This is a genomic window from Glutamicibacter sp. NPDC087583, from assembly GCF_044743685.1.
In the GTDB taxonomy this organism is placed as follows: Bacteria; Actinomycetota; Actinomycetes; order Actinomycetales; family Micrococcaceae; genus Glutamicibacter.
Window position 1 is genome coordinate 978,824 of sequence record NZ_JBIUWY010000001.1, and the last position, 13,895, is coordinate 992,718.

12 protein-coding genes are annotated in these 13,895 nt (G+C 65.0%); 11 read left to right on the forward strand and 1 reads right to left on the reverse strand.

Going from position 1 to position 13,895, the window contains the following annotated elements; translation table 11 throughout:
- The first annotated feature begins 9 nt into the window (after window positions 1-9).
- From ACIOU9_RS04670 to ACIOU9_RS04720, 11 genes are all read left to right on the forward strand, one after another.
- Window positions 10-1,314 (forward strand): dihydroorotase, encoded by a 1,305-nt coding sequence (locus ACIOU9_RS04670; RefSeq protein ID WP_402696152.1) that lies wholly within the window; start codon window positions 10-12, stop codon window positions 1,312-1,314.
- Window positions 1,307-1,813: a hypothetical protein gene (locus ACIOU9_RS04675; protein WP_105658305.1), complete on the forward strand. Its 507-nt coding sequence runs from the start codon at window positions 1,307-1,309 to the stop codon at window positions 1,811-1,813. The genes ACIOU9_RS04670 and ACIOU9_RS04675 overlap by 8 nt, the downstream gene beginning before the upstream one ends.
- Entirely contained in the window at window positions 1,814-2,983 is a 1,170-nt protein-coding gene (gene carA, locus ACIOU9_RS04680) for a glutamine-hydrolyzing carbamoyl-phosphate synthase small subunit (protein ID WP_105658306.1), read from the forward strand.
- A complete protein-coding gene (gene carB, locus ACIOU9_RS04685; protein WP_402696154.1) occupies window positions 2,983-6,261 on the forward strand; it encodes a carbamoyl-phosphate synthase large subunit in 3,279 nt (1,092 codons plus the stop codon). Before carA ends, carB begins: the two co-directional genes overlap by 1 nt.
- Window positions 6,254-7,096, forward strand: coding sequence for an orotidine-5'-phosphate decarboxylase (pyrF, locus tag ACIOU9_RS04690; protein WP_332486151.1), 843 nt, complete (start codon window positions 6,254-6,256; stop codon window positions 7,094-7,096). Before carB ends, pyrF begins: the two co-directional genes overlap by 8 nt.
- A 147-nt stretch (window positions 7,097-7,243) precedes the next feature.
- Window positions 7,244-7,579, forward strand: coding sequence for an integration host factor, actinobacterial type (gene mihF, locus ACIOU9_RS04695; RefSeq protein ID WP_013349055.1), 336 nt, complete (start codon window positions 7,244-7,246; stop codon window positions 7,577-7,579).
- Window positions 7,580-7,582: 3 nt separating this feature from the next.
- Window positions 7,583-8,149 (forward strand): guanylate kinase, encoded by a 567-nt coding sequence (gene gmk, locus ACIOU9_RS04700; RefSeq protein WP_105658309.1) that lies wholly within the window; start codon window positions 7,583-7,585, stop codon window positions 8,147-8,149.
- Between the two features lie 8 nt (window positions 8,150-8,157).
- Window positions 8,158-8,418 carry a DNA-directed RNA polymerase subunit omega gene (rpoZ, locus tag ACIOU9_RS04705; RefSeq protein ID WP_286134300.1) on the forward strand — a complete coding sequence of 87 codons (261 nt, stop codon included), beginning with the start codon at window positions 8,158-8,160 and terminating at the stop codon, window positions 8,416-8,418.
- Window positions 8,419-8,519: 101 nt separating this feature from the next.
- Complete coding sequence (gene coaBC / locus ACIOU9_RS04710; RefSeq protein WP_402696156.1) at window positions 8,520-9,746, forward strand: bifunctional phosphopantothenoylcysteine decarboxylase/phosphopantothenate--cysteine ligase CoaBC; 1,227 nt, start codon at window positions 8,520-8,522, stop codon at window positions 9,744-9,746.
- 76 nt (window positions 9,747-9,822) lie between these two features.
- Window positions 9,823-11,028: a methionine adenosyltransferase gene (gene metK / locus ACIOU9_RS04715; RefSeq protein WP_332486171.1), complete on the forward strand. Its 1,206-nt coding sequence runs from the start codon at window positions 9,823-9,825 to the stop codon at window positions 11,026-11,028.
- A gap of 9 nt (window positions 11,029-11,037) precedes the next feature.
- The gene (locus ACIOU9_RS04720) at window positions 11,038-12,999 is read left to right on the forward strand and encodes a primosomal protein PriA (RefSeq protein ID WP_402696158.1); all 1,962 of its coding nucleotides are present in this window, start codon (window positions 11,038-11,040) and stop codon (window positions 12,997-12,999) included.
- Here the strand turns inward: ACIOU9_RS04720 and ACIOU9_RS04725 are convergent.
- Window positions 12,996-13,892 carry an alpha/beta fold hydrolase gene (locus tag ACIOU9_RS04725; protein WP_105658314.1) on the reverse strand — a complete coding sequence of 299 codons (897 nt, stop codon included), beginning with the start codon at window positions 13,890-13,892 and terminating at the stop codon, window positions 12,996-12,998. The genes ACIOU9_RS04720 and ACIOU9_RS04725 overlap by 4 nt on opposite strands.
- Window positions 13,893-13,895 lie beyond the last annotated feature (3 nt).

The window sequence follows — 13,895 nt, forward strand, 5'->3', positions numbered from 1 at the left end:
GAAGAACCCATGAACTACTTGATCCAGCAGGCCTCCATCCTCGGCGGCGAACCGGTCGACGTGCTGATCGACGACGGCAAGATCGCCCAGCTGGGCAGCATTGCTGCCGCCGGCGATGCCCAGGTCATCGACGCGCGGAATCTCGTGCTCCTGCCCGGGCTCGTCGACACCCACACGCACCTGCGCGAACCAGGCCGCGAAGACGCCGAAACCGTGGAAACCGGTTCGCAGGCAGCGGCCCGCGGCGGCTACACCGCCGTGCATGCCATGGCCAACTCCACCCCGGTAGCCGATACCGCCGGCGTCGTCGAGCAGGTCTACGAATTGGGCCGCAAGGCAGGCTGGGTGGATGTCCGCCCGGTCGGCGCGGTGACCGTCGGTTTGGCCGGCAAGCAGCTGAGCGAAATCGGCGCAATGGCCGACTCGCGCGCCCAGGTGAAGATGTTCTCCGATGACGGCATCTGCGTCTGGGACCCGCTGCTGATGCGCCGCGCCCTGGAATACGTGAAGGCCTTCGACGGGGTCATCGCCCAGCACGCCCAGGAACCGCGCCTGACCGAAGGCGCCCAGATGAACGAGGGCGAAGTCTCCGCCATCCTGGGCATGCCCGGCTGGCCAGCGGTCGCCGAGGAATCGATCATCGCCCGCGATGTGCTCTTGGCCGAGCACGTCGGCGCCCGCCTGCACGTGTGCCACGTGTCCACGGCCGGCTCGGTGGAGATCATCCGCTGGGCCAAGGCCCGCGGCATCCAGGTCACCGCGGAGGTCACCCCGCACCACCTGCTGCTCACCGATGAGAAGGTCCGCACCTACGACCCGGTCTTCAAGGTCAACCCGCCGCTGCGCCGCGAAGTAGACGTGATGGCGCTGCGCGCGGGCGTTGCCGACGGCACCATCGACGTGATCGGCACCGACCACGCCCCGCACCCCTCCGAGGCCAAGGACTGCGAGTGGGGCGCGGCCGCCATGGGCATGACCGGCCTGGAGACCGCGCTGTCCATCGTGCAGCACACGCTGGTGGACACCGGGCTGATGGGCTGGGAGGCCGTGGCCCGCATTACCTCGCAGGTGCCCGCGCAGATCGGCCGCGTTGCCGACCAGGGCCGACCGATCGCCATCGGCGAGCCTGCCAACCTGGTGCTGGTCGATCCGGCAGCCCGCTGGATCGTCGACCCGGCTGCCATGGCCACCAAGGGGCGCAACTCGCCGTTCGCCGGCATGGAGCTGCCCGGATCGGTGCGCGCGACCTTCTTCCACGGCCATGCCACCGTGCTCGATGGCCAGCTGGCTACCCCTAGGACGGCCAATGCCTGAGGGAGCCCTGACCCCGTTGATCTGGACGATTGTCGCGATCGTCGCAGGCGTGGGCCTGATCCTTTTCGGCTGGCGGAACCTCAAGGCCCGGCAGTCAGCGATTCCCGAGCCCTTCGAGGACTTCGCCGATGAGGTGGAGCACCATTTCGCAGGCATGTATGTGGTCACCACCCGGTTCGACGACTGGCTGGCGCGCATCGCGGTCCATGAGCTCGGGGTGCGCACCAACGCCACCTTGGAACTGGGACGCGAAGGGCTGCACCTGATCCGTTCCGGAGCGCGCGACGTGCACATCCCGTGGGAGCACTACGAGGACGTGAAGCGCAGCAACGGGATGATCGGCAAGGTCGTGGAGAAGAACGGCCTGATCGTCATCACCTGGAACAAGGACGGCTTCACCTTCGACACCGGATTCCGTCCCCGCTACCACGAGGACACCCCAAAGATCTATCAGTTGCTGGCGTCGCACAACGACGTAAGCCGAGCAGGAGACAAATAAGTGAATTCCCTGAGCAACCTACCAGCCGTGTTGGTACTTGAAGATGGCCGCATCTTCCGCGGGCGCAGCTATGGCGCCGTGGGCACCACCCTGGGTGAAGCAGTGTTCACCACCGGCATGACCGGCTACCAGGAAACCCTGACTGACCCGTCCTACGCGCACCAGATCATCGTGCAGACCTTCCCGCACATCGGCAACACCGGCGTGAACTCGCAAGATCCGGAATCCACCCGCATGTGGGCTGCCGGCTACGTGGTGCGCGACGCCGCCCGCCGGCCAAGCAACTGGCGCAGCGAGCGCACCCTTGATGCTGATCTGGTCGAGTACGGCATCGTGGGCATCCAGGGCGTGGACACCCGCGCGCTGACCCGCCACCTGCGCGACGCCGGCGCGATGAAGTCCGGCATCTTCTCCGGCGATGACGCCGCGAAGACCGACGCCGAGCTGGTGGCCCTGGTCAAGGCGCAGCCGTCGATGGCCGGCCGCAACATCTCCGCCGAGGTTTCGGTGGACGCCGCCTACATCGTCGAGCCAGCGGACCACGGCTACGACGGCGAGGCCAAGCACACCGTGGCCGCGATCGACCTGGGCATGAAGTCGATGACCCCGCACCGCCTGGCCGAGCGCGGCCTGCGCGTGCACGTGCTGCCGTACAACGCCACCCTGGAAGATATCAAGGCCACCGGTGCTAACGGCGTGTTCTTCTCCAACGGCCCCGGTGACCCTGCCACCGCCACCGCCCAGGTGGAACTGGTCCGTTCGGTGCTCGATGCCGGCATCCCGTACTTCGGCATCTGCTTCGGCAACCAGATCCTGGGCCGCGCGCTGGGCTTCGACACCTACAAGCTGCGCTTCGGCCACCGCGGAATCAACCAGCCGGTGATGGACAAGGCCACCGGCCGCGTGGAAATCACCAGCCAGAACCACGGCTTCGCCGTCGACGCGCCCATCGAGGGCGCCGTCACCGCTCCGGTCGAACGCTTCGGCAAGGTCGAAGTCTCGCACTACTCGCTGAACGACCACGTGGTCGAAGGCCTGAGCTGCCTGGACATCCCGGCCTTCTCCGTGCAGTACCACCCAGAGGCAGCATCCGGCCCCCACGATGCCGCCTACCTCTTTGACCGCTTCATGACCGCGTTGGATTCCGCCGCAGAAAAGGACAGCAAGTAATGCCTAAGCGCACCGATCTGAAATCAGTTCTCGTTATCGGTTCGGGTCCGATCGTCATCGGCCAGGCCGCTGAGTTCGACTACTCCGGCACCCAGGCACTGCGTGTGCTCAAGGAGGAAGGCCTGCGGGTCATCCTGGTCAACTCCAACCCGGCCACCATCATGACCGACCCGGAATTCGCCGACGCCACCTACGTTGAGCCGATCACCCCCGAGGTCGTCGAGAAGATCATCGCCAAGGAACGCCCGGATGCGATCCTGCCGACCCTGGGCGGGCAGACCGCGCTGAACACCGCCATCGCCCTGGACAAGTCCGGTGCCTTGGAGAAGTACGACGTCGAGCTGATCGGCGCGAACATCGAAGCCATCGAGCTGGGCGAGGACCGCGAGAAGTTCAAGGGCGTCGTCGAGCGCTGCGGCGCCGAATCGGCCCGCTCGGTCATCGTGCACACCCTGGACGAGGCCTTCGCCGCCGTCGAGGAGCTGAACTACCCGGTAGTCGTGCGCCCGTCGTTCACCATGGGCGGCCTGGGCTCGGGCATGGCCTACAACCCGGAGGACCTGCGCCGCATCGCGGGCGCCGGCCTGCAGTACTCGCCAACCACCGAGGTGCTCCTGGAGGAGTCCATCCTGGGCTGGAAGGAATACGAGCTGGAGATGATGCGCGACAAGAACGACAACGTCGTGGTCGTCTGCTCCATCGAGAACTTCGATCCGGTCGGCGTGCACACCGGCGACTCGATCACCGTGGCCCCGGCCATGACCCTGACCGACCGCGAATACCAGAAGCTGCGCGACATCTCGATCGCGGTCATCCGCGAAGTCGGCGTGGACACTGGCGGCTGCAACATCCAGTTCGCCATCGAGCCTGACACCGGCCGCGTCGTGGTCATCGAGATGAACCCGCGCGTCTCGCGCTCCTCGGCACTGGCCTCCAAGGCCACCGGCTTCGCGATCGCGAAGATCGCCACCAAGCTGGCCGTGGGCTACACCCTGGATGAGATCCCGAACGACATCACCCAGAAGACCCCGGCTTCCTTCGAACCGGCCCTGGACTACGTGGTCGTGAAGGTCCCGCGCTTCGCCTTCGAGAAGTTCCCGGCAGCGGACAAGACCCTGACCACCACCATGAAGTCGGTCGGCGAAGCGATGGCCCTGGGCCGCAACTTCACCGAAGCGCTGCAAAAGGCGCTGCGCTCCCTGGAGCAGAAGGGCTCCGAGCTGTCCTTCGAGCCGATCCCGGAATCCGAGCACGAGGCCGTGCTGGCCTCGATCGTCAAGGGCTCGACCGAGCGCCTGTCGCTGGTCCAGCGCCTGCTGTTCTCCGGCGTGTCCATCGAGAAGCTGTTCGAGACCACTGCGATCGACCCTTGGTACCTGGACCAGCTGCAGCTGATCAACGAGGTCGCGCAGCTGGTGGCCGCGAACAAGCACCTGCCGGAGCACGTGCTGCGCGAAGCCAAGCGCCACGGCTTCTCCGATGTCCAGCTCGCCCAGCTCACCGGCAAGGCCGAATCGGTCATCCGCGGCATCCGCCATGCCCTGGGCGTGCGCCCGGTCTACAAGACCGTGGACACCTGCGCCGCCGAATTCGAGGCCTTCACCCCGTACATGTACTCCTCGTACGACGAAGAGACCGAGCTGGCGCGCCACGAGAAGAAGTCGGTCATCATCCTGGGCTCGGGCCCGAACCGCATCGGCCAGGGCATCGAGTTCGACTACTCCTGCGTCCACGCGGTGATGGCGCTGCGCGCCGAGGGCTACGAGACCGTCATGGTCAACTGCAACCCCGAGACCGTCTCCACCGATTACGACATCTCCGACCGCCTCTACTTCGAGCCGCTGACCTTGGAAGATGTCCTGGAGGTCATCCACGCTGAAGAGGAAACCGGCGGCGTGCTGGGCGTGTTCGTCCAGCTTGGCGGGCAGACCCCGCTGAAACTCGCCGCCGAGCTGAAGGCTGCCGGCGTGCCGATCCTGGGCACCTCGCCCGAGGCCATCGACCTGGCCGAGCACCGCGGCGCCTTCCAGCAGGTACTGGATAACGCCGGGCTGGTAGCGCCGAAGAACGGCACCGCGGTGTCCTTCGCCGATGCCAAGACCATCGCCGACTCCATCGGCTACCCGGTACTGGTTCGCCCTTCCTACGTGCTGGGCGGACGCGGCATGGAGATCGTGTACGACGAGGCCAACCTCGAGCGCTACATCACCAACGCGACCGAAATCACCGTGGACCACCCGGTACTGGTGGACCGCTTCCTGGAAGACGCCATCGAGATCGATGTCGACGCCCTGTTCGACGGCACCGACCTGTACGTCGGCGGCATCATGGAGCACATCGAGGAAGCCGGCATCCACTCCGGCGACTCGGCCTGCACCCTGCCTCCGATCACCCTGGGCGCCGACGTGCGCGACCGCGTTGCCGCGGCAACCCGTGCGATCGCCGAAGGCGTGGGCGTGCGTGGCCTGATCAACATCCAGTTCGCCCTGGCCAGCGACATCCTGTACGTCATCGAAGCGAATCCGCGTGCATCGCGCACCGTGCCATTCACCTCGAAGGCTACCGGCGTGCAGCTGTCCAAGGTCGCCGCGCTGATCGGCGTGGGCCGTACCCTGGCCGAAATGCGCGGCAGCTACCTGCCAGCATCCGGCGATGGCGCGCACCTGCCTGAATCGGCGGCGATCGCCGTCAAGGAAGCAGTCATGCCGTTCGCCCGCTTCCGCACCCCGGAGGGCAAGGTCGTCGACTCGCTGCTCGGCCCAGAAATGCGTTCCACCGGCGAAGTCATGGGCATCGACAAGTACTTCGACACCGCTTTCGCCAAGTCGCAGGCCGCAGCGAACAACCCGCTGCCAACCGGCGGCAAGGTCTTCGTCTCGGTCACCAACCGCGACAAGCGCTCGATCGTCCTGCCGGTCAAGCACCTTGCTGACCAGGGCTTCGAGATCATCTCCACCGGCGGCACCGCGGAAGTGCTGCGCCGCAACGGCATCCCGACCCAGGTGGTCGGCAAGCTGCACGAAGGCGGGGAGTCCATTGTCGATTTGATCGTAGCCGGCCAGATCGGCCTGATCCTGAACACCCCGTCGGGCTCGGATGCACGTGGCGATGGCTACGAAATCCGCGCCGCCGCGACGTCTGTCGGCACCCCGGTCATCACCACCGTGGCGGAGTTCAACGCTTCGGTCCAGGCGATCGATGCCCTGCGCGAGTACGAGTGGGATGTCACCAGCTTGCAGGTGCACGACGCCAACCCGAACGCAGCGCGCAATGCCTGAGCCGATCCCATTCGGTCAGCGGCTTCGTTCAGCCATGCAGGCTTCCGGCCCGCTGTGCGTGGGGATCGATCCCCACCCGGCGCTGCTGGAAGCCTGGGGGCTGGAGAATACGGCCGAGGGCGTGCGATCTTTCTCACTGACCGTCGTGGAAGCGATGGCCGGTGCGGCGGCAATCCTCAAGCCCCAGGTGGCTCTGTACGAGCGTTTCGGGTCCAAGGGATTTGCCGCATTGGAAGAAACCTTGAGTGCTGCGAAGTCCGCTGGACTGCTCACGCTGGCCGACGCCAAGCGCGGGGATATCGGTTCGACCATGGCAGCGTATGCGAGCGCATGGCTCGATGATGCTTCTCCGCTGGCTGCAGATGCTGTGACTTTGAGCCCGTACCTGGGTTATGAATCGCTGCGTCCGGCATTGGATTTGGCTGCTGGAACCGGCAGGGGAGTGTTCGTTCTCGGACTGACTTCCAACCCCGAGGGGCCATCGGTACAGCACGTAGGCGGGGAAAACTCGGTTGCTAAATCAATTATTGACCAAGTCACTGCGGATAATGCATACGCAGGAGATTTAGGACATGTCGGGCTGGTTGTCGGTGCGACCATCGGGGATGCACCGTCCAAGCTCGGAATCGATCTGGCAGCTTCCAAGGCTCCGCTGCTCACACCAGGGCTCGGCGCCCAGGGTGCCACGGCAGCGGATATTGCCAAGTCATTCGCCTCAAGCTACGGCCAGGTACTGGGCACGAGCAGCAGGGACATCCTCAAAGAGGGGCCGAATAAGGCCGCTCTCAGGGAAAAAGCCCTGCGGGTTAGGGACGAATTGCTGGCAGCTCGCTAGCAAAAAATTCGAATAAGTGACATAGGCGCGTTGTGGCTATTAGAGTTTCTAGTAGCCACAACGCGTTTAGTCTTGCAAAAGCAGCGTTAGCTCGCTATGTTTCTCAACATAAGCCTTAGTCCACTACAACTGAAGGATGGCTGAACGATGGTACTGCGAGAACTCTCTGACGAAGATCGTATCCGCGCCCGCGCCAAGGCACTCGCCGCACGCACTCGTCGTGCAGAAATCAAGGCCGAGTTCAGTGCCGGCAAAATTTCCATCACCGAGGTACTAGACTTGGTATACGAAGATGAAGCCGTGGGACGCATGCGTGTCATGGACCTTCTGGAATCGGTACCGGGCGTAGGTGAAGTACGCGCGGCAAATTTGCTCGAGCGACTTGGCATTTCCCCTTCCCGCCGTCTGCGCGGACTGGGACGCAAGCAGCGCACCGCAATCACCGAGCACTTCAAGCAAAGCCCGCCAAAAACGAAAGTGTAGTCAATGACCGCTGCGTCGGTAACTGTTCTAGCCGGCCCCACGGCAGTAGGCAAGGGCACCGTCTCTACCTACATCCGCGATAACTATCCAGATGTCTGGCTTTCGGTGTCCGCAACGACCCGCAACGCCCGGCCAGGGGAGCAGGATGGAGTCCACTACTTCTTCGTGGGCCCCGAACGCTTCCAATCCCTGGTCGAGGAAGGCCAGATGCTGGAATGGGCTGTTGTCCATGGCCAGAACAGCTACGGCACGATTCGATCGACGGTTGAAGATGCAGTGGCAGATGGCAAGAAGGTTCTGCTGGAAATCGATCTGCAAGGTGCGCGCCAGGTCAAGGAGTCGATGCCCGAGGCAAAATTCGTCTTCTTGGCACCGCCATCATGGGAGGAATTGGTGCGCCGCCTTGTGGGACGCGGCACTGAAACGGCCGAGGAACAGCAGCGCCGCCTAGAAACCGCTAAACTAGAACTTGCAGCGGAATCTGAATTCGACGTGACCATCGTCAACGACGATGTCGCACGCGCCGCCGAAGAGCTTGTAGCCCTCATGGGGCTAAAGAACGACAAATAGGGAGTCCTGTGTCCAACCCAGAGGGAATCATTAACCCATCGATCGACTCGTTGCTTGAGACCAACGACTCGAAGTACGCCATTGTGCTGAACTCGGCCAAGCGTGCACGCCAGATCAACGCCTACTACGCGCAGCTGAACGAAGGCCTGTTCGAGTACGTAGGCCCACTGGTGGAAACCAAGCTGAACGAGAAGCCGCTGACCATCGCCTTGCGCGAGCTGGACGATAACCTGCTGAAGGTAACCGCAGCCGAGGTCATCGAAGACTAATCGAAAAGTCGGCGCCCCTGAGCGGGCGCCTTCTTTTTCGTTAAGCTCCTTTTCTCCCGCACCCACCTCATTGCCGCACCGAATCCTCGAGGAAGTACTTCGTGAAGCGAATTGTCCTAGGCGTTTCCGCTGGTATCGCCGCCTACAAGTCCGTACTCCTGCTGCGCTTGCTGCGTGAAGCCGGACACCACGTCGACGTGATCCCCACCCGGAACGTCGCCAACTTCGTGGGCAACGCCACCTGGGAGGCCCTGTCCGGAAATCCTGTCACCTCGAACGTGTTCGACGCGGTGGATTCGGTCAATCACGTGCGCCTGGGCCAGCAGGCCGATCTGGTGATGGTCGTGCCGGCCACCGCGGACGTCTTAGCCAAGGCCGCTGCGGGATTGGCTGACGACCTGCTCACCGGAACCCTGCTGGCCACGCGGGCGCCGGTGGTGATGGCCCCGGCCATGCACACCGAAATGTGGCAGCATCCGGCCACTGCCGCGAATGTGCAAACCCTGCGGGATCGCGGCGTGCGGGTGATCGAACCCGCCTCCGGGCGGCTGACCGGCAAGGACTCGGGACCGGGCCGGCTTCCAGAACCCGATGAAATTTTCGCCGCAATCCAGGACCTGCTCACCGAACCGGTGCTGGCCGGAGCCAAGGTGCTGATCACCGCTGGCGGCACCCGTGAACCGCTGGACCCGGTGCGCTTCCTGGGTAACCGCTCCTCGGGCCGCCAGGGTGTCGCGCTGGCACAGGCCGCCCGTGATGCCGGGGCCGAGGTCACGCTGATCGCCACCCATCTGGAAGTGCCCGCGACGCATGGCGTGCGGCTGGTGCACGCCTCCAGCGCACTGGAGCTGCGCGAGGCGGTCTTCGACTGCGCCGAGGGCCAAGATGTGCTGATCATGAATGCCGCGGTCGCCGATTTCCGCCCGGCAAGAATCGAGAACTCGAAGATCAAGAAGCGCGATGAGCATTCGGCGCCGGTCATCGAACTGGTACGCAACCCGGACATCCTCGCCGAGCTGGTCGCCGCGCGTGGACAGAATCCGCACTTGCTGCCGTTCATTGTCGGTTTTGCCGCCGAGACCGGCGACGAGCAGGGGACCGTGCTGGAGTACGGCCAGGCCAAGCTGAATCGCAAGGGTTGCGAAATGCTCGTGGTCAACGAGGTGGGCGCATCCCTGACCTTCGGGCAGGAAACCAATAGCATCCAGGTTCTTTTCGCCGATGGCGCCGACCCGGTGCAGGCCTCGGGCAGCAAGCTCGAGGTGGCCCGCGTGGTCATCGAACAGATTTCGAATGCAACAAAAAGTCATGCAGCTGTAACAAAGTGAGTGGCGCCATACGGTGCTTGTTCACGAAACGTACCAGATCTGCTTACCGGTCCCAGAGACCAGATAGAGTTATACGGTGACTTCAACAACCCCTGAACTTCGTCTTTTCACCTCGGAATCCGTGACCGAGGGCCACCCGGACAAGATTTGCGACCAGATTTCCGACGCGATCCTCGACGCCATGCTGGCGCAGGATCCGGACTCGAAGGTCGCCGTCGAGACCCTGACCACCACCGGGCTGGTGCACGTTGCCGGCGAGGTGACCACCAATGGCTACGTGGAGATCCCGGAGATCGTCCGCAAGACCATCCTGGACATCGGCTACGACTCCTCGGCCAACGGCTTCGACGGTGCGCGCTGCGGCGTGTCCGTGTCGATCGGCCAGCAGTCCCAGGAGATCCACGATGGCGTCTTCAACTCGCTGGAGTCGCGCGAAGGAACGGCCAAGGATCCCCGCGACATGCAGGGCGCCGGCGACCAGGGCCTGATGTTCGGCTACGCCTCGGATGAGACCGACTCGCTGATGCCGACCCCGATTTTCCTGGCGCACCGCCTGTCCGAGCGCCTGACCCAGGTCCGCAAGAACGGCCGCATGCCGCTGCTGCGCCCGGATGGCAAGACCCAGGTCACCATCGGCTACGACGGCGACAAGCCGGTCTCCGTGGACACCGTGGTCGTCTCCAGCCAGCACGCCGCCGAATACGAGCTGGCGACCCTGAAGGCCGACCTGCACGAAGAGGTTGTCACCCCGATCCTGGAGCGTTCGGGACTGGACATCTCGAACACCAAGATCATCCTGAACCCATCGGGCCCGTTCATCATCGGCGGCCCGGTCGGCGATGCCGGGCTGACCGGCCGCAAGATCATCGTGGACACCTACGGCGGCTTCGCCCGCCACGGCGGAGGCGCCTTCTCGGGCAAGGACCCTTCGAAGGTCGACCGCTCGGCCGCCTACGCGATGCGCTGGGTGGCCAAGAACGTGGTCGCCGCCGGCCTGGCACGCCGTGCCGAGGTCCAGGTGGCCTACGCGATCGGCGTGGCCCGTCCGGTGGGCCTGTACGTGGAGACCTTCGGCACTGAAACCGTTGATCCGGCCAAGATCACCAAGGCCATCAACGAGGTATTCGACCTGCGCCCGCTGGGCATCATCGAAGACCTGGACTTGAAGCGCCCGATCTACCGCAAGACCGCTGCCCACGGCCACTTCGGCCGCGAGGACAACGACTTCACCTGGGAGAAGCTGGACCGCGTCGACGCCCTGCGCAGCTGGTTCAACGCCTAGGACCTGAGCGTGCAGCAAGACGCCCTCATCTCAGCACCCGAGCCGGCCCGCCTCAAGCGGGTTGCCCGGGTGCTGATTGATTCTTCCGTCCCGCACCTGGACCGCTTCTTCGATTACGAGATTCCTCCCTCGATGGCCCAGGATGCCGAGGCGGGGGTGCGCGTGAAGGTGCCCTTCGGGCCGCAGCTGCTCTCCGGATTCATCGTCGCGGTGCTCGAGGACCACGCCCCGGAGATGAAACTGCGGCCGCTGGCCAAGCTGGTCAGCACCCAGGTGGCGCTGTACCCGGAAATTGTGGCCGCCGCGCAGGAGATCGCGACCCGCTATGCCGGAACCCTGTGGGATGTGGTGCGTCTTGCGGTGCCCGCCCGCGCGGCCAAGGTCGAAAAAGAGGAATTGGCCACCGTCGCGCCGTTGCTGCCCGACGCCCCGAACCAGCTCTCCCGCTACGAGCACGGCGCCCAAGCGCTTGACGCCTGGGGAAGCGGCGAAACCCTGCGCGCCGTTGCCACCTGGGTGCCGAATTTCCACGGTGCCTGGCCAGGTTTCTTGATGGATGCGGCCCGTCCGGTGCTTGAGCGCGGCAAGCGCGTGCTGCTGATCGTGCCCGACGCGCGCGACCTGCGGCTGCTGGGCAGCTATCTCGATGAGCACTTCGGCGCCGAATCCTATGCGCGGCTGCAGGCCGACGACGGGCCGACTCCGCGCTACCGCAACTTCCTGCGTGCCATCGGAGGGCATGTGCAGATCGTCATCGGCACCCGTTCGGCGGCGCTATGCCACGTGCCCGGGCTGGAACTGATGATCGTATGGCAGGACGCGGACCAATCGCACCGCGAACAGCGCGCACCCTACCAGCACAGCCGCGAGGTGGCGTTGCTGCGCAGCCAGCAGGCAGGCATCTCCCTGCTGATCGCATCGCCATCGCGCTCGGTCGAAGCCCAGCGCCTGGTGGCGACCGGCTGGGCCACCGAACTGAAGGTTCCCCGCGACCTGTTGCGTGCGCAAACCGCCCGCATTGTGGCCACCACAAACGATTTCGAGCTCGAGCGCGACCCGGTGCTCGCCCGGGCCCGCATCCCTTCGCTGGCCTGGCGGGAAGCTACCAGGGCGCTGGAATCCGGCCCGGTGCTGGTGCAAGTGGCGCGCACCGGGTTCATGCCGGCGCTGGCCTGCCAGGACTGCCGGACCCCGGCGCGCTGCACTGCCTGCCAAGGCCCGCTGCACATCGCCGGCAAAGGCTCGCATGTGGCTTGCCGCTGGTGCGGCGAGCAGTACCACGACTACCGGTGCGTGCACTGCGCCTCACCGAGGATCCGGGCCGCCAGCATCGGCGCCGACCGCACCGCCGAAGAACTCGGGCTGGCCTTCCCCAAGGTCAGCGTTATTTCTTCCACCGGAGCAAAACCCGTGGACAAGATTCCCGGCAAACCGGCGCTGGTGGTCGCTACGCCAGGGGTCGAACCATTTGCCGAATCCGGCTACGCTGCCGTCCTGCTGCTCGATGCCGACAAGATGATGGCCCACGATTCGCTGCGCAACCCCGAAGAAGTCATCTCCCGCTGGTTCACCGCTGCTTCCATGGCGCGTGCCGACGGGGTAGTGGTGCTCACCGGCAATCCGAGCCCCGCCGGGGCCGCGCTGGTGCGCTATGACCCGGCGAGCTTTGCCGAACGCGAATTGGCCGAGCGCCGCGAGGTGGGGTTGCCTCCGGCAGTGCGCAGCGCAGTGATTTCGGGCCTGGGCGCCGAACGGCTGGTCGCGAACCTGGATCCGCAGACCCGGCAGTGCGTGCAAATCCACGGCCCGACGGTGATAGACGGGCCCCCGGCCCAGCACCGCTACGTGCTCTTCTTCTCCTACGCCGACGGGCCGGCGGTGACCAAGGCCCTGCGCCAGCTGCGCGCGAGCATGTCCGCGGCCAAGGACCCGGTCGTGAATATCGCTATCGACCCGGACGACGCGCTCTAGGAGCCCGCCGCGGGATCCTCGGCCTGGCCGGTTGCCAGCAGCTGCAGGAAGCCATCGATGGCGGCGGCGGTTTCGGGAGCCTTCTCGTAGTGGATCAGATGCCCGACGTTCTCGAGCATGACCAGTTGGGCGTTGGCGAAGCTGGCCCGCAGCGCCTCCTGCGTCTGCGCGGTGCCCAGTTCGTCTTGCAGGCCGCCGACCATCAGCGTCGGCAAGCTCAGCGCAGGGGAGTAGTCCCCGACCGTTGCGCTGACCGAGGCGCGGTACGACTGGGCCAAGGTGGCCCGCGAGTGGAAGCCGCCGAAGTAGGCGCGGTGCTGCTCGCGCACGTAGCGGCGGATTTCCGGGTCCCTGCTCTTGGTCATCACCAGGCTCATGGCATCGCTGAACAGCTTGGAACGCAGCAGCGGTTCGCCGATGCGGGCCGGAAGCTTGGCGCACACCTCGTAGTAGCCGCTGGTGAGCTTGGCCAGCAGCGCCTGGTCGGACTCCAACGCCGGCTCGGAGATCGGGTTGAGCAATACCAGCGAGGCAAAGCCGCGGACGGTGGCCAGCTTGGCGGCCACGATCGAGCCGAAGGAATGCCCCAGCAGGTGCACGGAGGATTCCAGCTGCAGCTCTTCGGCCAGCTGATTGAGCACCGCAGCGTACCCCTCGACGTCATGGGGCAGATCCGCCATCGAGGTCGAAGTGCCAAAGCCGGGAAGATCGGGAACGATCACCGTGTAGTGCTCCAGGTGCGAGACGATGCGCGCCAGCCCGTGGTGGTCTCCGCGGAAACCATGCACGGCGTAGATCACCCCGCGGGAGGGCTGCTGGGCCGGGTGGGTGTAGACCCGGATTTCTGCACCGTTCAAATGATGGGTGGTCACTAGCTGCTGTCGTGGGGCCATGGC